General features: G+C 44.7%; 13 protein-coding genes and 2 pseudogenes. 12 read left to right on the top strand and 3 right to left on the bottom strand.

The window, feature by feature from the left end:
* The 3 genes and pseudogenes from ACP5N5_RS01510 to ACP5N5_RS01500 form a co-directional block, all read left to right on the top strand.
* Positions 1 to 578 (top strand): annotated as a pseudogene (locus ACP5N5_RS01510) (ABC transporter ATP-binding protein); the annotation flags it as partial.
* A 1-nt stretch (position 579) separates the two neighbouring features.
* Positions 580 to 1,701, top strand: coding sequence for an ABC transporter permease (locus tag ACP5N5_RS01505; RefSeq protein WP_428131715.1), 1,122 nt, complete (start codon positions 580 to 582; stop codon positions 1,699 to 1,701).
* Entirely contained in the window at positions 1,702 to 2,640 is a 939-nt protein-coding gene (locus ACP5N5_RS01500) for an ABC transporter permease subunit (RefSeq protein ID WP_012608288.1), read from the top strand.
* Positions 2,641 to 2,727: 87 nt separating this feature from the next.
* Here the strand turns inward: ACP5N5_RS01500 and lysS are convergent, their stop codons facing one another.
* On the bottom strand, positions 2,728 to 4,368 hold the full coding sequence (gene lysS / locus ACP5N5_RS01495) for a lysine--tRNA ligase (RefSeq protein ID WP_042667464.1): 1,641 nt from the start codon (positions 4,366 to 4,368) through the stop codon (positions 2,728 to 2,730).
* A 108-nt stretch (positions 4,369 to 4,476) separates the two neighbouring features.
* On the opposite strand from lysS, the gene ACP5N5_RS01490 reads away from it, so the two are divergent.
* From ACP5N5_RS01490 to ACP5N5_RS01475, 4 genes are all read left to right on the top strand, one after another.
* Complete coding sequence (locus tag ACP5N5_RS01490; RefSeq protein WP_428131707.1) at positions 4,477 to 5,616, top strand: MFS transporter; 1,140 nt, start codon at positions 4,477 to 4,479, stop codon at positions 5,614 to 5,616.
* Between the two features lie 88 nt (positions 5,617 to 5,704).
* A complete protein-coding gene (leuS, locus tag ACP5N5_RS01485; protein ID WP_428131702.1) occupies positions 5,705 to 8,620 on the top strand; it encodes a leucine--tRNA ligase in 2,916 nt (971 codons plus the stop codon).
* A 163-nt stretch (positions 8,621 to 8,783) separates the two neighbouring features.
* Positions 8,784 to 10,115 carry a dihydroorotase gene (locus ACP5N5_RS01480; protein WP_012608292.1) on the top strand — a complete coding sequence of 444 codons (1,332 nt, stop codon included), beginning with the start codon at positions 8,784 to 8,786 and terminating at the stop codon, positions 10,113 to 10,115.
* A gap of 6 nt (positions 10,116 to 10,121) precedes the next feature.
* Complete coding sequence (locus ACP5N5_RS01475; protein WP_428131695.1) at positions 10,122 to 10,733, top strand: MarC family protein; 612 nt, start codon at positions 10,122 to 10,124, stop codon at positions 10,731 to 10,733.
* On the opposite strand, the gene ACP5N5_RS01470 is transcribed toward ACP5N5_RS01475, so the two are convergent.
* Entirely contained in the window at positions 10,723 to 11,514 is a 792-nt protein-coding gene (locus ACP5N5_RS01470) for a cation diffusion facilitator family transporter (protein WP_428131692.1), read from the bottom strand. The genes ACP5N5_RS01475 and ACP5N5_RS01470 overlap by 11 nt on opposite strands.
* Before the next feature lie 94 nt (positions 11,515 to 11,608).
* On the opposite strand from ACP5N5_RS01470, the gene ACP5N5_RS01465 reads away from it, so the two are divergent.
* Positions 11,609 to 11,842, top strand: a complete 234-nt coding sequence (locus tag ACP5N5_RS01465) for a ferredoxin (protein WP_012608295.1) — start codon at positions 11,609 to 11,611, stop codon at positions 11,840 to 11,842.
* 50 nt (positions 11,843 to 11,892) lie between these two features.
* Positions 11,893 to 13,125, top strand: a complete 1,233-nt coding sequence (locus ACP5N5_RS01460) for a M20 family metallopeptidase (RefSeq protein ID WP_012608296.1) — start codon at positions 11,893 to 11,895, stop codon at positions 13,123 to 13,125.
* A gap of 89 nt (positions 13,126 to 13,214) precedes the next feature.
* Here ACP5N5_RS01460 and ACP5N5_RS01455 read toward each other — a convergent pair whose 3' ends face one another.
* Positions 13,215 to 13,577 carry a zinc ribbon domain-containing protein gene (locus tag ACP5N5_RS01455; protein WP_428131684.1) on the bottom strand — a complete coding sequence of 121 codons (363 nt, stop codon included), beginning with the start codon at positions 13,575 to 13,577 and terminating at the stop codon, positions 13,215 to 13,217.
* 97 nt (positions 13,578 to 13,674) lie between these two features.
* On the opposite strand from ACP5N5_RS01455, the gene ACP5N5_RS01450 reads away from it, so the two are divergent.
* From ACP5N5_RS01450 to ACP5N5_RS01440, 3 genes and pseudogenes are all read left to right on the top strand, one after another.
* Positions 13,675 to 15,183: a biotin carboxylase N-terminal domain-containing protein gene (locus ACP5N5_RS01450; RefSeq protein ID WP_428131681.1), complete on the top strand. Its 1,509-nt coding sequence runs from the start codon at positions 13,675 to 13,677 to the stop codon at positions 15,181 to 15,183.
* A gap of 157 nt (positions 15,184 to 15,340) precedes the next feature.
* Positions 15,341 to 17,833: a phosphoenolpyruvate synthase gene (gene ppsA, locus ACP5N5_RS01445; RefSeq protein WP_428131678.1), complete on the top strand. Its 2,493-nt coding sequence runs from the start codon at positions 15,341 to 15,343 to the stop codon at positions 17,831 to 17,833.
* 132 nt (positions 17,834 to 17,965) lie between these two features.
* Positions 17,966 to 18,721: pseudogene (locus tag ACP5N5_RS01440) on the top strand (GTPase); the annotation flags it as partial.

Genomic DNA, 18,721 nt, shown 5'->3' with positions numbered 1-18,721 from the left:
TAGGATTAATCAGGGTCAATAAAGGAAGAATAACTATCATCGGCAATGATGTAACTAATAAGGGTGTAGGCCTAGTTAGACAGCTTGGGGTCGGATACATACCAGATATACCCCTACGTCATGGCGTCTCCTCAGATAACACTATCCTTGAAAACATTGCCGTATTATTTCAGAAAGATAGAGCTATAATTAGATGGGATGAGGCAAGGGAGATATCGGTTAGAGTAATGAAGAAATACCAGGTTCTAGCGAGGAATGAGGAAACACCTGTCAAGGTACTCTCTGGAGGTAATATAATGAAGGTGATTGTGGGGCGGGAACTAGAATACAGTAAGACTGCGTTGATAGCTTATAATCCTACAAGAGCCCTCGACGAGGTTACAGCTGTAATGGTGCGTAGAATCATTAAGGATAAGGCTGTGAATGGAAGAATAGGGGTGTTGCTCGCTAGTGAAGACCTCGATGAGATCTTCCAGTTAAGTGACACCATATACGTGATGAACTCTGGGAAAGTCTACGGTCCATTTAATGCTGAAACAGTTAAAAGAAGCGAAATAGAACACTTAATGGTGATGTAGCATGCGGATACTTATAGTGAGGCGGAAGACGCCTCTGAAATATGGAACCATACTAATAATATTGCTCTCGCTAACGATAGGTGTGGCGTTATTCACAACTATTTTAGCTATACAGGGAAGGAGTCCTGTTGAAGTATTAGGTACATTACTGATCTCGTTCGTGTCCCCATCTATTGTGAAAGACTTCATTATCCTAACAATGCTTGGATACGCATTACTCGTGTCATTTAAGGGTGCACTATGGAATATTGGAGCTGAGGGGCAGCTCTTCATATCAACAATACCGGTAATAGTACTGACCCTGCATGTAATGCCTAATCCCCCCTCACAGCTACACGCTGTCACAATAATACTGCTTATAATCATTGTTTCAACGATCACTGGTGCTGCCTGGGCATCAATAGCCGGCTTCATTAGGGCATACCTTGAAATAGACGAGGTACCGGTGACCCTGATATTGAACTATATAGCATACTACGTAGTAAATATCCTGGTGATAGGCCCCCTTAAAGGTACACGTGTATATGGTTATAATAGGACTGATGAAATACCCAGCATATATAGGCTATATGTTACCGGTTTAGAGAGAAGGTTCACGGGTAATCCTGCAGTGGATACATTCCTGGGATTCATTTATGAGGTAATATATTATCTTCCATGGCTGGTAGCAATGATAATTATAATGTTTACTGTATGGTACCTATTAAACAAGACTCAAATAGGGCTTAGAATAAGGATACTTGGCTCAAACCCGGACTACTTAAGAAGCGTGGGGGTGAATACACGTCTCACACTAGTCTTAGCTTTAACTATATCAGGCGCTATAGTTGGCTTCACCTCGGCATTCTATACACTGAGCGATCTACTGAGGCTATCGTACCCTATAGAGGGACAAACAGCTGGATATGGTTATTTAGCAATACTGGTTGCGTGGTTATCCATGCTTGATTATAAATTAATACCTGTCTCAGCATACATTGTCGCCTCACTCAGGACAGCCGGCATAAATCTCCAGGTTGGTGGATTAGGTGGACTAGAGCAAACCCTGTTACTTATAGGCCTGATTCTCGCCGTGTATACCATAGTTAGATTCCTCCGCGACTATGAGGTGAGGGTGGTCTAGATGGATGGATCGGCTATAGAGGCTTTAGCTCCTTTAATAGCAGCCTTTTCAACAATGTATCTAGTTGCGGTGGGACACAGTATAGTTGAGAAATCCGGTATACTTAACCTGGCTATCGATGGAGCCTTCTTCTTCTCAACTGGTGTCAGCGTCTATCTAGCTGTAACACTATATAATGGATTAACGTTTCTCGGTATAACTTATCCAGTTACAACGATACTCGCAATACTTTTAACCGGTGTATTCACAGCTGTGCTTGGCGCGTTCATGGCGTGGGTTCTAACATCTCTACCAATCAGTCACGGCGCCCTAGGACTCTCACTACAGTTTGTTGGATATGGATTGGGTATAATGATGGGTTATCCTATACGCCAGAGTATCGGAAGCATTGAACCCTATGCGTTGCCATACGACGCAATAACCTATACCACACTGCTCATCGCATCCATTATAGCCGGGGTTCTCGTATACGTCTTCTTGGAGAAAACACCATTAGGTGCATCGATAAAGGCTTGTGGTGAAAACCCCCATGCAGCCTCAGCACTCGGGGTCAACGTATTAAAGACAAGACTGTTGGCAGGTATCCTAGGATTCTACATTATCGGTGTAGGAGCCGCATTAAATCCACTGGCATGGCAGAGATACTGGGATATAAAGTCATATATCCTTGGATATGGGTGGTTCGCGTTTACAATAGCCTTGGCTGGTGGAAGAAACCCCATATACCTAATACCTCTCTCATTTGCTTTCGGCGGACTCCTAGAATACAGTATAGAAATAATGGTTATACTGAAAGTATCAGCCGACGTCGCAAAGCTAATACCGTTTATAGGGGCCCTCAGCGTAATGGTGATATATGGTGCCACCGAGCTGAGGAGAATATTTGCATCGCCTTCGAGCCTGGGTAAGGTATACTATAAGGAGGAAAAGACAGTATAGCATATAGCTTTTATCAAAAAGCTTTTTCTTCTTTTCCTTCCTCTTAGTATTCACTTAAATTTTGAAAACCAGGTTTAAGTCTGGTTCTCACTTAGTGTATTTAAATACTTCGAGGTACCTGAGTGCCTGCTCCCTACCCATTAGAGCGAGTAATGGGGCGGCCCTAGGTCCACTTGGTTTTCCAATATACAGCATGTAAAAGTATTTATAGAAGTCGTTAACCTTGTTTTTCTCCAGTGAGCTCGTTATATTAACCATTGTATTCTTAATTGCTTCCTCACTCCACTCGCTTAATGTTGAGAGCCCCTCATATAACCGTATGAATAGCCCTATATACTCTCCTGGTATTTCCCGAGCCTTCTTGCCGGCCTCTTCAATAGTATTCAATGTGAATACGTTTGCCTCGCCACCATATTTAACTGCCCATATATAAGCCCTTGGAATAGTTTCAAGGACTCTTTGAACCCCGTAGCGACTTGGTTCAGCTGGGAGTAACCCAATGTTCTTCAATCTCTTTAAGCCCTCATCCACCCATTTATCCCTTGGTATTATCTGGGCTAGAACAGCGAGGTGTGTATAGGGTATTTGCTCGGGAGGTTCCCTTGGTGGGGCTCCCTTTGGATAGCTTAGCTCATAGCTCCTCTTTAATATGACTTCCTCCTCTTCATCCTTCGCTTTCTCTAGCCCGTAATATATTCTCTCAGCCTTGTAGTACTGGCTATAATACTGGGGGACTTCGTGTAATCCAACAGCATATTTCTTCATTGGCGGCGTCTTCAACACGATGAACCTATATATATGTGGATGCGCTACCTCCACCCAGTCCCTTGGCGTGAATCCCAGAAAATCACTGCTTCCCATGTCTGCTATTTGCCCTGTGGGTGTCCTCCACTCCACCCACTCGTATGGTAGCCCCTCCGGTGGTTTTATCCCATAGACGTTTACCGCTAGGTCTACACAGCTATCTCTGCTTCCACCAGGCATCGCATGATCCTTGCCGTAGGGTTCGAAGTCTACTCCAAGCGTCCACCATACGCCAACCCATTCTATTCTCCACATTAGTTTCCCATTACTTATCTCTGTAACCCCTTTGTAACCACAGTGCTCGCAGACATATTCGACGTGGTCTTCATCGATTAGCCTTACAACCTCTGTTGTATCTATTCTCCCGCATTTCTCGCATACTGGCTCGATTGGTATCCATCCCTCAGAGTATGGTTTTCTGCCCCTGTACTTGTTGATTGTTTTCCTGACCTCTTCTCGCTTCTCAAGCGTTAGCTTTATGAATTGCTTCATCTTGTCCTTATACATGTCTGTTGTTGTAATTACCTCGATATTGCCGTCTGTGAACTCGTTGATGAATGGCCCAAAATCACTCCAATAGTGTTCAACCCAGTTACCATGGCACCCCTTTGGATCAGGTACTCTAATTAATGGATTACCCTTGTACCTTGCTGCCTCACCTGGATTGGGGAACTGCTTCAATTGTTGCTCCTTTCCCTTCCAAGCATCTTGCGTGTAGAGTGTGAGGTATTGTTTTATCTTGAGTCCTCGTTCACTGAGTATTTTCCTCAACGTCTCAGCTATTATTATTTCACCGCGCAGTCTTCCAACATGCTGTAGTCCTGAGACTGAGAGCCCACCATTGAATACATATACCTCTTTACCTCTCTTTGTCAATGCGTTGTAGATGTTGTCGGCCAGCTCGTCGATCCAGTGTCTAACCATCTCAAATGCACCATGCCATAAATGGATAGTGGTGTCAAAGGCTTATTAATGTATTTTCAGCTCTATTAGTGTATTGTAACGATTATAAAATGTTATTGGGCGGTAGTGATGAGAAAGACGATCGTGGTATTCATACTCCTAGGACTCATATCACTTTTCGCTGACATGACCTATGAGGGAGCGTTATCTATACGTGGAAGCTACCTGGAGATCATTGGTGCCCCCATTATAGTGGCAGGCTTAATTAATATAGGCTGGCTTGTCAGCTATGGATCAAGGTTTCTGAGTGGTGTTTTAAGCGATTACCTTAGAAAGCCAATCATACTCTGGGTGCTTACTGTAACAGGGTATTTGATCAACGTTATCGTTGTACCGCTTCTAGCGCTTACCAATAGGTGGGAACTGGTGCTGATACTTATTGTGTTAGAGCGGTTTGGGAAAGGCCTAAGGGCCCCTGCAAGAGACGTTATACTAGCTGAGGTAAGCGAGGGAATAGGTAAGGGGCTTGGATTCGGGGTTCATGAAACCATGGATCAAGCAGGGGCTGTGTTAGGGCCGTTACTGGCATCACTGATCCTCGTGGCGAGTAATCAGGATTATCCCAGAGTATTTCTAATGCTTGGTGTTCCCGGGGTCATAGCTGTAGTACTAGCTATTATTGCCTGGTCTATGTATCCACAGCCCAGTTCGCTTTCAACGAGAAAAAGTATGCTAGGCTTCAAGGGTTTAACGCGTAGCTACTACATGTATACAGCTGGATTCTTCCTCTTCAGCCTAGGCTTTATATCGTGGGATATAATCAGCTACCACGCTAAAAATATAGGATTAAGGGGGGACTACATAGCCCTGCTCTATAGTATAGCTATGCTGGTAGACGGTTTGCTAGCCGTGCCCTCGGGGCTCCTTTACGATAGAATAGGGATGAAAAGCACTATCCTAGCCCCACTGGCATCCATGGCTGCAGGCATAGCGTTCACGGTGTTTATTGATAGAAACCCATTAATAATGGCGTTTACATGGGGTCTTACCATGGGAGTTTTCGAGACGAATATCAGGGTGGCTGTCTCAGACCTGGTACCGGCTGAAAAAAGGGCTTTTGCTTATGGGTTCTACGGCTTAGTAGAGGGGTTAGCAATGCTTGTTGGAGGTGTGATTCAGAGTATTCTAATAGCGGAGAACGCAATATTGCTCGCAGCATACATAGTTATCACAGAGTTCTCCAGCCTCATAGTATTCTGCAGGATATAGATAGGAAGAGTTAACATGATACATAGAGTTTTAAACAAACTATATGCTTTATTTCTAGTCTAGAATAGGCTTGGAACGGTGTCCAGGATTGAATGAAAGGGAGTTTCTAGAGTGGTTGAGGAGTATAGAGGCTAAGTGGCAAGCTAGGTGGAGGGAGAACAGGGTTTTCGAGGCGAACCCGGAACCAGGGAAGCCTAAGTACTTTATAACCGTACCCTACCCCTACAGTAACGCACCTTTACACATAGGACATGGGAGAACATATACTATTGGAGATATTATCGCAAGGTATAAGAGGCTGAAGGGATACAATGTCCTCTATCCCATGGCCTTTCATATAACGGGTACACCAGTGCTAGCTGTTTCAGAGATGATAGCACGTGGCGATGAACGCGTTGTCAACATGTATAAGTCGTATATAAGATACTATGTCAGCGATGAGGGAAAGGTTAACGAGATACTTGAATCATTCAAGAACCCATTGAATCTAGCCGTGTTCTTCGCTGAGAGGATACAATCAGACTTCGATGCCCTTGGATACAGTATCGACTGGAGGAGGAAATTCCATACCGGCGAACCCATATACAACAAGTTCGTCACGTGGCAATACCATAAACTCAATGAGAAGGGATTGATTACGATAGGTGATCACATTGTAACATACTGCCTCCTCCATAAACAACCAGAAGGAGAGGACGATATACAGGACGCTGATGTGAACCCGGTTGAGATACTCGAGTACACAGCCGTGAAATTCCTTGACCCGGAATGGAAGGTGTACCTGGCAGCAGCGACGCTGAGACCCGAGACGATTTACGGTGTCACGAATCTATGGGTTAACCCTAATGCAAAATACCTTGAGATATCCTTTGGAGACGAGGTGTTAATAGTATCGGAAAAAGCATATGTAAAACTGGTTCACCAGCATCCTGAGAAGGAGATAAGGGTTCTCAGAGAGATACCAGGTAAGGGATTAGTTGGTAGAAGAGTGGTCTCACCGCTTGGTAAGGAAGTAATTGTTCTACCAGCTGAATTCGTTGATCCAGATAACGCCACGGGGGTAGTCTATAGTGAGCCAAGTGATGCACCATACGACTACGTGGCTCTCCAGGAGTTAAAAGCCAATAAAAACGTGCTTAGAGAATATGGCTTAAACCCTGAGATAATTGACTCGATCACACCTATCAAGATAATTGATGTACCAGGGCTAAGTGATCACCATGCAAAAATAATAGTTGAGAAAATAGGTATTAAGAGCCAGATAGATGAGCGCCTGGAGGAGGTTAGCAAGGAGGTATATAGGGAGCAGTATTATAATGGAGTGATGATCGTCGATGACCCATTGGTGAAGGGTCTCACAGTTAAAGAAGCCAGGGAGGTCATTAGGAAGAGGCTGATCGACTCTAACCAGGCATTCATATTCTATGAGTTGAATAGGAAGGCAAAGTGTAGGTCGGGCGGCGAGATCATAGTAGCCAAGATAAGGGGGCAGTGGTTCCTCAACTATGGTGTGAAGGCCTTTAAGGAGAGGGTGAAGAAGTATATAGAAGAAGAGTTAGTAGTGATCCCTGAGAAATACAGGAAGGCTTTCCTGGACACGGTAGACTGGCTGGATAAAAGACCCTGTGCTAGGAAGAGGGGTATTGGCACACCTTTACCATGGTCGCCTGACTGGATTATTGAGAGCCTAAGCGATTCAACAATATACATGGCGTTCTATACTATAGTGCATAAGATCCGTGAATACGGTATTAAACCAGAGTCGCTGACGCCGGAGTTATTCGACTACGTGTTCCTTGGAATAGGGGACCCTGTGGATGTCTCTAGTAAAACAAGTGTGCCGTTGAAGGTACTTGAGGAGATGCGGTCTGAATTCATGTACTGGTACCCGGTTGATCATAGGCATACATCTATACCGCATATAAGCAATCATCTCTCTTTCTACATATTTCACCACGTAGTGATATTCCCGCGTGAGCACTGGCCCAGGATGATAACCCTGAACGAGACAGTGATACGTGAAGGAGCCAAAATGTCGAAGAGCAAGGGTAATGTAATACCCTTAAGGGATATCGCTAGACTATACTCAGCCGATTTATTCCGTCTTTACATATCATGGGCAGCCGGATTGGATAGCGTGCTGGATTGGAGAGAGAAGGAGGTGGCCATTGTAATAGATTCATTGAAGAGGTTTGTAGAGCTCGCTGAAAACGCTGTTGGAGCTGAGTGCAGGGATAACGCGGGTGATGATGCTGCCTCAAGATGGTTTATGGATAAATTCCATCAGTTGATCAGTGATGCAAGCAGTAATATCGAACACATGGAGATACGGGAATATGTGCAGAATGCGTTCTTCAACGTATTATCTCTGATCGATAAGTACCGTGATATAGTGGGTGATCGCTATCTCTGTAGTATTAAACAAGTATTAAGGGACTGGATCACAGTAGTGAACCCTGTGATACCTCATGTAACAGAGGAGATAAATGAATTAATGGGTGGCAAGGGCTTCTTGTCCAAAGGCTCGTGGCCAACCTCTCGTGAAGCAAGGTATCCTGAGATAACTACGGCCATCGATAACGCGTTAGCCCTTCAGGAAGATATAAGGGAGATACTTGGGTTAGTCAAGGGGGTGCCAGGGAAGATATATATTATAGTTGCGCCAGAGTGGAAGAGAGAGACAGCTGTTAAAACCCTGGATGGCATCCAGCTAAGAGAGATAATGGATTACATGAGAAGTAGATACGGGTTGAAGGGCAGGGAAGTCGAGATAGCCGAGGTCTACAACTACTTCAAGAAACAGCCAAATGAGAAGGTGAAGCTTATATCGAGCTCCACTGAATTCAATACTTACATGTATATGGCGCAATACTACTCCAGGAAGTTCAATGTGGATGTAGAGGTACTATGGGAGGATGATGCAAGGGCTAAAAGAATACCTAAATCAGAGAAGGCGCTGCCCCTTAAGCCCTCAATATATGTTGAATTAATCCATCAACGCTGATCAATCAGTCTTCTATTTTCTTTAAGGAGGTCCTCGACCGTAAAGTAGGATGTAAATGCTTAAGCCCGTGTTTTATAGCTGGGTGGTTGACTACTTGGTCTCAGTATTTAAATAGTTTTACAATTAGGATAAAACAATTAGAAAGCTAGGTGGTGTTTAACTGTTGACGCTACTCGTTAAGAATGCCGGCATCCCTTTACCATCAGGGGATATAGTGGTTGGCAACATATATATTGAGGACGGTGTTATCACTTATATTGGTAGGAAAGAGATACAGGCTGACAGAGTCATCAACGCTGAAGAGAGATTAACTATACCTGGAGGCATAGACATACATGCCCATATATATGATCCGGCTTACACTAGCAATGAAGACTGGGAGACAGGTAGTCTAGCAGCCGCATTCGGTGGTTTAACAACAATAGTTGATATGCCCCTCAGAACAATTGTTGATAACAGGAAAATCCTTGAGGAGAAGCTGAGTGAGGCTAGGAAGAACTCATATATAAACTATGGTGTGACAGGCGGCTTCATTAATGAGAAGAACTATAATTCTATACCCGAGTTAGCACGATATGGTGTTAAAACATTCAAGTTCTTCACATGTAGACCATTCAAAATAAGCGATGAAGCATTACCCGATGCCTTCGAACAAGTGGCTGTTGCTAATGGAGTCGCAATAGTGCATGCTGAAGACGAGTCATTGATAGGATACTGGGAGAAGAAGCTGTTATCGCAGAACAGCATCGCGGCGTTTCACTTAAGTAGGACAGGCGCCACCGAGGCTTCAGCAATATATAGAGTCGGCTATATAAGCATAGATGTAGGTGCAAGGGTGCATATCGCCCATCTCTCCAGCAGAGAGGGGATTGAGGCTGTTGCAGTCCTTAGGAAGAAGATTGGTTTAACTAGTGAGGTAACGCCTCACCACTTATTCTTCACAAGGGATGAGACATCGAGGTTTGGAGCATACCTTAAAGTAGCCCCCACGATTAAAACAAGGGAGGATAGGGATGCATTATGGAGGGCTCTCGATGAAGGCATTATAGACGCATATGTAAGTGATAACGCTCCAGCACCTAGAAGCATGAAGGAGGCTAATGTATGGGAGGCATGGGCCGGTATCCCTAATCTGGAGATAATGATTCCATTCTTATTTACATATGGTATTCTCCAAAGACGTATCTCGCTAGCTAGATTCATAGATGTTACATCAAGGAATCCGGCTAAAATACTTGGCATCTACCCCTTAAAGGGTGAGTTATCGATTGGCAGTCATGCTGACCTAGTGATTCTTGAGACAGGAAAGTCTAAGAGAATAACTGCTTCAACCCATCATCATAAAGTTGATTGGACCCCATGGGAGGGCATGGAATTGTATGGCTATCCATATTACCTAATAGTAAATGGGGAAGTAATCATAGAAAAATATGAGCTCATAGGTAAAAAAGGCTTTGGAACATATATTGGCGAGTTAAAGCCGAGGAAGAGGTAGTGTATTATGGATTACTTGATTATACTGCTAAGTTACTTCACACAGTTAATAGCTATAATGAATCCTTTCTCGGCTATACCTACATTTATGTCTCTTACCGAGGGATTAGAACGCCGTAGGAGGCTTGAGATAGTTAAGAAAGCGTATTTCGCGGGATTAATACTGGTAATACTTTTTACCCTGGTAGGTCGCTACATCCTTGAAGCATTCAACATCTCAATAGCCAGCCTCAGGGTTGGAGGAGGCATAATATTGATGACTATAGCGCTAGACATGCTCGGTGATGAGGTTAGAACTAAGCGTATGCATCCAGGCGATATAGCGGTCGTACCAATAGCAACGCCCCTTATCATCGGGCCGGGTACCATAACAACCATACTCTTGTTGACATCGTCTCTCCAGGAGACAACTGGTGTGGTAGTGGTTTTAATTGCTGGAGTTATAGCTTGTAGCGTTACATTCCTTATACTAGCTCTAAGTGACATATTGACAAGGCTCTTAAGCATGTCTACTGTGCGCGCTATAGGTAGATTCATGGCGTTGATTATCTCCGGTGTAGCAGTTGAGATGATTGTCCAGGGGTTGTATAGCTATTACGTTGAGTTATTTAAGGGCTAGACACCTCTATACATACATCCACACCGTTCTCACCGAGTTTTTTCTTTAAATTCTTCAGGTTTTCATACCTGGTGCTCCCAGGACTTAGTACTATGTCCCCGTGATACTTACCGGGCACTATTGTTCTAAGCCTTATGGATTTAATTGAGAAACCCTCAGACTCAGCTATTCCCACTATTTTCTCGTAGATGCTTGGCGGTGGTGCCTCATCAGCCATGAATGATGTTAGGTTACGCCCCTCCTCATATATCTCGTAGAAAATATAGGAGGTGAGTAATACGGCGCCTCCATAATCTATTAGATAGCTGTATAGCGCGCCGCCTAGGCTGGCTATAATGCCCACTACGCCTTCTAGAACCTCACTTATAGTGAATGCGCCGTATGCCCTAATAGATGGAGGGGCACTCCTCGATAAGAATATGGCAATAGAGTATGCTAGGATGGCTGTAACTGCTAAGTAGAATGCATTAAGTTCTACACTGTATTCTCTCACATAATATAAACGGGTGATGCTGATGCCTGCTACAAAACCATAGGTCACAATCATTACGAGTATACCAATGTACTCGAAGCGTTCGTGCCCGAAGTGATGATCAGAGTCGGGCGGTATAGTGACCACCCTTCTTGACCATATCACCACGAGTAGTGCTATCATGTTTGCAATGCTTGTTAAGGCATCAACGAACAATGTATTACTACCGTAGAGTATGCCTCCAAGTATTTTCAGTATGCTTCCAATGGTTCCAGCGCTAAGGATCGCGATTACCTTGTTCAAAAGCATTCCCCCCCAGCCCTGTCTAGCACTAAATCCTTACCCCATACGACTCGATATTTTTATAACCTATGACGAGTTATTATATCGATGGTGCTAGGCTATGTATAGAGTGAGAATTGAACCAAGGGAAAACTGTATATCTGACATGGTATGTGTCTCAATATGTCCCGACGTCTTCGAGATGAATCCTGAAGACAATAAGTCACAAATAGTCGAGAAATACAGGGAGAAAGGTAATATAGCAGTGGGCTTGATCCCAGATGACCTAGCTCAGTGCGCGCAGGATGCAGCTAATGCCTGTCCTGTTCAAATAATACATGTTGAAAAAGCCTAGTTTTTTTTTTAAAAAACTAACCATTCAACCCCATCTTTAGGGGATGCTCCTTGACTATTTCTCAAATACATGAGATAGCTAAAAAGATACTTGTTGATAGTATCAAGTTCCCCACTGTGCTTGGAGAAACCTATGAGGATATGGTTGACTATTACCGGGAGCAGTTATCGGAATATGGTATCCATGTGACAATACACAGGGTTCCCGATGAATTCCTTAGGAAGACTCTTCCCAGGGAATTCAACCCTGAGAAACCCAGGTTCATATTGCTGGCTAGAATAGGTAGCGGTGAAAAGGTACTTCAATTCAATGGACATTATGATGTAGTATCACCGGGAGAGGGCTGGGAGACGCCGCCCTTCGAACCCGTTGTCAGGGATGATCTAGTATATGGGCGTGGCACAACGGATATGAAGGGTGGGATAGCGTCTATACTTACAGCCCTCATATCTCTTGCACAGGAGAGAAGAGAGCCAAGTGTAATTATCGAGGCCGCTCTTGTACCGGATGAAGAGATAGGGGGTAGGACTGGCACAGGCTACCTGGTTAACGAGCTTGGTAGTAGGCCTGACTATGTTATCATAGCTGAACCCTCCGGCTTAGATAACATCTATATCGGTCATAGAGGAAATGTATGGGGTATCATAAGGGTACATGGTAAGCAGGCTCACGGCTCAGCACCGTGGCTTGGAGACAACGCGTTCGAGAAGATGCTTGTGTTCGCGCAGGAATTCCTTAAGAGATATAGGGAGCGGGTTTCCTCCAGGAAGAGTAACTACCTATACGAGGATGAAAGAGCAGCCTATCCCACGATTACACCGGGTGGACTCTTGATCGCACCTGGATCGATAAATATAGTGCCTGGAACAGCGGGTTTCAGCATAGATAGGAGGTTGATAGTTGAGGAGAGGGTTGAGGATGTGATTGGAGAAATCCAGGAATTACTTGGTCAGGTCAGCAGGGAGCTCAATATAGATTCATCATTCACACTTGTAGAGTCCTCGCCGTCAGCGTTCACCCCGCCTGATAACAAGTACACTCAAATACTCGGTGAGATCATAAGGGAGAATACTGGTAGAGAACCTAGGAAAACCATATGTATTGGTGGGCTGGATTTGAGATACTATACAATTAAAGGAATACCAGCCGTATCATACGGACCAGGTGAGGTGGGGCTAGCTCATAAACCCAATGAATACATTAGGATAAGCGATGTAGTAAGGGTTAGCAAGATATATGTCGACTTTGCTAAGAGATTTGAGAAAATCCAGGTTGATACCTAGAATTGAGTAGCGGGAGTAGATTCGAGCTGACCTCCTTCCCGCTCTAAAGGGTTGGGGTTCCCTTTAGGGGGGTCATTGGTTCCCTCCATCTATTCGGGGATACATCTTTTATCTGGAGGGCAGTCAATGGGGCCGGAGCCCCCCATCTGGAGCTTAGCTAGTGTTCTTCTCTCAATGTTTAGAATCGCTATGTGGTCTCTATCTCCTTCAAACCCGCATTTTGGATATTTCAATCTCCGATATTCATTCTCCTTTAGCTTAGCCCCGCACCCAGGGCACTTAGTTGACGTTCCTCTAGGGTCAATAGTTACTACTGGGACACCGTGTTTCTCAGCCTGCCAGTCCGAGCGGGGTAACCCTAGATGTGAGCCCTGTGCCGTTGGGCTTGAAGGACGCCCATGACCCCCATATAGAGTGGTCAGTGACCACAGTGAAGCACGGGGCCGAGGCACAATCAGTCCTAGGCAAACATACAACAACCTAGGACTGGAAATGGTTGGTTTTATTAAGTATGTGAGAATAATGTAGGTTAAGATAAGGAGGTCAGTGATGTCTAGAAGGATACTTATTGCTAATAAGGGAGAGGTGGCTGTAAGGATAGCCCGTACCCTTATTGAAAAAGGATACCACCCCTTAGGAGTATATGTCAGCAACGATGAGTTGAGCCCCCATAGAAGATACATGGTTGAAGAGGCGAAGATATCGAGCTACACAAACACAGAGGAGATTATTGAGGCTGCATTAGAGCTCGGTGCAGAAGCCATACACCCAGGGTACGGCTTACTCGAGAGCGAACCGGGGTTTTCCCAGGAGGTTGTACGCAGGGGATTAATATTCGTTGGCCCACCGCCTGGTCAAATAGAATTTGCTCGTGATAAACTAGCTGTCAAAACACTGGCGGAGAAGCTTGAAATACCGACCCTTCCATGGAGCCATGTGAAAAACGAGGAGGATCTCGAGGAATTCGTAAGAACGTATGGCTATCCATTAATACTTAAACCCGTAAAAGGTAACTGGGGTAGGGGGCTTAGGATACTGTGGAGCGAGAAGGATCGAGACCAATTGAAGACCCTTATCAAGGAAGCCGAGAAAATATACAGGGATTCAAGGATATATGTCGAGCCATATATAACAAACGTTAAACACATAGAGATACAATTAATTGGTGACGGGGAGAAAGTAATTCATTTATATGATAGGGAATGTAGTATCCAGGATAACTACATGAAAATCCTTGTGGAGGCTCCCTCCACACTCCAAGTTAATGGTTTACGGGAAAAAATACTCAATTACGCCTTGTCAATCGGGGAAGCTATGAGGCTGAGAAATCTTGCAACAATAGAGTTTCTATATGATGCAAGAAGTCGCAGTGTCTTCCTTAATGAAGTAAACATGGGTCTATCCCCTGAGCACGCTGTCACAGAGGCTGTCACTAGGATTGACCTAGTTGAGAAGCAGGTTGAGGCGGCCCTATATTCTACAATAGGATTGAAGCAAGAAAGCGTCTCATTGAATGGGTGGGCTTTCCAGGCCAAGGTATTTAATAAAAACATATTCAGGGATGAGCCTTCAAGCGGCTTAATTAAGACTTATAACGAGCCCAACGGCTTAGGAGTAGCATGTGACACTGGGATAGCTCCAGGAGTTAAGGTAAGAGACGAGTACACCCTCTTGGTTAAGGTGCTTGCCTGGGGGAGCAGTAGGCTTATAGCTTTAAATAGGCTGAAGCGTGCCTTAAACGATATATATATCAATGGAGTACACACCAATATACCAGTGCTAAGGGAGATCCTTGACTCGAAGGATGTTGAAAACGGGATCTACAACACCAGATTCCTCGTGGAGAAGAGGGATGAAATTATCTCTAAGCTCAGAGAAAGAATGCTGCTCCACGCTATCGCATCTATCTCCCTGATCGAGTACGGTAGTAAGGAGGCAAGGAAAATACTTGGAGAAGGCAAGTTGAGTACTGAGAAGATAATGGAGAATGCTTCAAGAACAAAGAGGACAGCATGGTTCTACTACGCCAGGCTAAGGGAGAGGATTAGGAGAAAATAAGGTTGGAGAGGCCTTCCGTCGATGCACGTGTTTTCAACACGTCTTAGATATCAATAGTTTCCTATGCATCATTGACTATATACTATTAATAGATGTATATAGGAAAGCTTTTTATCCCTCATAAGTATTCTTTGAAGACAAGCGAAAAGGTGGTTAAATGAATAAGGAGAACAAGTTCGTTCTATGGCTTGAGGAAGTTAGAAAAGAAGATGTCCCATTGGTTGGAGGTAAGAATGCAAACCTTGGAGAAATGATTAATGCTGGGATCCCAGTACCACCTGGATTTGCTGTTACAGCATACGCATTCAAGTACTTCCTTGAGAAGACGGGGCTTGGCGAGAAAATATATGGCATGCTGAGGAAGCTCGATGTAAACAATACTAAGGAACTTGAGGAGACAACCGCGAAAATAAGAGAAATGATAATGAACCAGCCTATGCCTCCAGAAGTAGAGGAGGAGATAAAGAAGTACTATATCGAGCTGGCAAAGAAGCTAGGTATGGATCCAAACAAGCTTAGAGTAGCTGTTAGAAGTAGTGCTACAGCAGAGGACCTGCCAGAGGCTAGTTTCGCCGGACAACAGGACACCTATCTAAACGTGTATGGAGCCGACAGCGTAGTATACCATGTTAAGAGATGCTGGGCAAGCCTCTTCACCGCAAGAGCAACATTCTACCGTGTTGCCCAGGGCATTCCACATGAGAAAACATTCATGAGCGTAACGGTTCAGAAGATGGTTAACAGCAGAAGTGCAGGCGTAATGTTCACACTCCACCCTGTAACAGGAGATGAGAATGTCGTAGTGATAGAGGGTAGCTGGGGTCTAGGTGAGTCAGTCGTAGGCGGTAAGGTTACTCCCGACGAGTTCGTTGTGGATAAGAAGACACTTAGCATAGTGGAAAAGCACATCAATAGAAAGATATTCATGATAACATTCGATCCAGCTCTAGGTAAAAACGTCCACTTGAAATGGGATGATCAGAAAGGTAGGTGGGTTGCTGAGGAAGGCGAAAACATTAGCCCGCCCCTAGCTCAGGTAGCCAATCCAGATAAGCAGGCATTGACAGAGGAAGAGGTTAGGAAGCTTGCTGAGCTGGCATTATTGATCCAGAGGCACTATGGTAAACACATGGATATTGAGTGGGCAATCGACTCTGACCTACAGTTCCCAGCCAACGTATTTATTGTGCAGGCAAGACCAGAGACGGTTTGGAGTACCAGGAAGGCTAAGGAAGCCGAAAAGAAACCAGAGGAGGTAAAGGGTAAAACCGTGAAGCTAGGTGAAGCAAAAGTACTAATTAGGGGGCTGCCAGCTTCACCAGGTATTGGTGCTGGTGTTGCTAAAGTCATATTCGACCCGAAGAGCAAGGAGGCCATGGAGTTCAAGGAAGGTGACATACTGGTAACAAAGATGACTGATCCTGATTGGGTACCATTAATGAAGAAAGCTAGAGCAATAGTAACCGATGAGGGAGGCATGACAAGTCACGCTGCAATAGTTAGCCGTGAGCTGGGTATTCCAGCAGTCGTTGGAACAGGCAACGCCACACAGGTCATTAAATCTGGTGTTGAGGTAACTGTTGATGGTGGCAGGGGAGTAATATATGAGGGTATAGTTGAGGAACTAGTAAAGCCAAAAGCTGAGGCGAAGACCGAGGGAGTAGTTGCAGCAGTAGGTATCAGCCCTGAGCAACTACTGCCATTATACCCTGTCACGGCTACAAGGATATACATGAACCTCGGTGAGCCAGACGCTATTGAGAAATACAAGGATCTACCCTTCGATGGCATAGGCCTAATGAGGATAGAGTTCATATTCACTGACTGGGTACAGTATCACCCATTATATCTAATTGAGATAGGTAAGCCGGAAATAGTCGTCAACAAGCTGGCTGAGGGTATAGCTAAGGTTGCACAGGCAATATATCCAAGGCCAGTTGTAGTGAGATTCAGCGACTTCAAGACAAATGAGTACCGTGGATTGAAAGGTGGCGAGAAATATGAGCCTGAGGAGAGGAACCCGATGATAGGATGGCGTGGAGTCAGCAGGTACATTCACCCGAAGTATGAGCCAGGCTTCAGGTTAGAGGTTAGAGCCATTAGGAAAGTAAGAGAAGAAATGGGATTGAGCAACGTATGGGTAATGTTCCCATTTGTCAGGACAACGTGGGAGCTTGATAGAGCCATTAAGATAATGGAGGAGGAGGGATTAAAGAGGAGTAAGGACTTCAAGGTATGGGCAATGGCTGAGGTACCAAGCATAGCACTACTGGCTGATAAGTTCGCTGAGTACGTTGATGGATTCAGTATAGGTAGCAACGACCTCACGCAGTTGGTGCTTGGTGCAGACAGAGACAGCAATATACTCGCTGAAATGGGCTACTTTGATGAGAGAGATCCAGCTGTACTAGAAGCGATTAGAATGATAATTGAGAAGGCTCATAGTAAGGGAGCTACTGTAAGCATTTGTGGGCAAGCTCCAAGCGTATACCCAGAGATAGTGGAGTTCCTGGTAAGGCTAGGAATAGATAGCATAAGTGTCAACCCAGACGCAGTGATATCAACAAGGAGGCTAGTGGCAAGCGTTGAGAGAAAGATCATGTTAGAGAGGTTGAATAAGATAATTGAGAAGCTGAAGGACTTCGAGTAATTTTTCCCTAAAAATCATTTTTAATCCTTTAACCCGTTCAGCCAGCGATCAGCACTGGTAATATTAATCTAAATATGTTTTCCACAAACGTTTATATAGTATATACTATCTCTATTATTTCTTGGTGGAACCATGGCCAGGAAGGTAGTTATACTGGGGGCTAGTGGAAGAGACTTCCACAACTTCAACGTGTTCTATAGGGATAACCCTAACTATAGGGTCATAGCATTTCTCCAGACCCAGATACCGGGTATCTCGGGCAGGCGTTATCCACCATCGCTGGCTGGATCATTATATCCCGATGGTATCCCGGTTCTAAGCATGGATTACCTGGAGGAAATAGTTAAGACGTATGGGGTGGAAGAGGCTGTACTAGCCTACAGTGATTTAACTTATAGTGAATTAGGCTCAGTCCTCTCCCGTGTTACATCCCTAGGGTTAACCTTCAAGATCCTGGGTCCCATGGATACCATGCTTGAGAGTATAAAGCCTCTCATAGCTGTTACAGGTGTTAAAACAGGAGCCGGTAAAAGCATGGTTTCAAGAGAAGTAGCCCTTGAATTGAAGAGACGAGGGCTGAGGGTTGGGGTGGTTAGACATCCAATGCCATATGGGGATCTAGAAAAATCAGTTGTTCAGAGTTTCCACAGCTTTGAGGACCTGGATAGGTATAATGCAACAATAGAGGAGAGGGAGGAATATGAGCACTACTTGAGGCTGGGGTTCTCGGTTTACGCCGGGGTTGACTATGGCAGGATACTTAGAGTACTTGAATCCGAGAACGATATAATACTATGGGATGGAGGCAATAATGACTGGCCATTCTATAAGCCAGACTTCATGATAACTGTTGCAGACGCTATGAGGCCTGGAATAGAGGTTTCATCG

This window comes from Desulfurococcus sp. (assembly GCF_049970475.1).
Taxonomy (GTDB): Archaea; Thermoproteota; Thermoprotei_A; order Sulfolobales; family Desulfurococcaceae; genus Desulfurococcus; species Desulfurococcus amylolyticus.
This window is presented reverse-complemented; position numbering and strand designations above follow the sequence as displayed.

Coding starts and splice junctions, on each gene's coding strand:
- ACP5N5_RS01500 (WP_012608288.1), top strand. CDS start 1,702: ATGGATGGATCGGCTATAGAGGCTTTAGCTCCTTTAATAGCAGCCTTT.
- ACP5N5_RS01465 (WP_012608295.1), top strand. CDS start 11,609: ATGTATAGAGTGAGAATTGAACCAAGGGAAAACTGTATATCTGACATG.
- ppsA (WP_428131678.1), top strand. CDS start 15,341: ATGAATAAGGAGAACAAGTTCGTTCTATGGCTTGAGGAAGTTAGAAAA.
- ACP5N5_RS01470 (WP_428131692.1), bottom strand. CDS start 11,514: ATGCTTTTGAACAAGGTAATCGCGATCCTTAGCGCTGGAACCATTGGA.
- ACP5N5_RS01505 (WP_428131715.1), top strand. CDS start 580: ATGCGGATACTTATAGTGAGGCGGAAGACGCCTCTGAAATATGGAACC.
- ACP5N5_RS01475 (WP_428131695.1), top strand. CDS start 10,122: ATGGATTACTTGATTATACTGCTAAGTTACTTCACACAGTTAATAGCT.
- ACP5N5_RS01450 (WP_428131681.1), top strand. CDS start 13,675: ATGTCTAGAAGGATACTTATTGCTAATAAGGGAGAGGTGGCTGTAAGG.
- ACP5N5_RS01490 (WP_428131707.1), top strand. CDS start 4,477: ATGAGAAAGACGATCGTGGTATTCATACTCCTAGGACTCATATCACTT.
- lysS (WP_042667464.1), bottom strand. CDS start 4,368: ATGGTTAGACACTGGATCGACGAGCTGGCCGACAACATCTACAACGCA.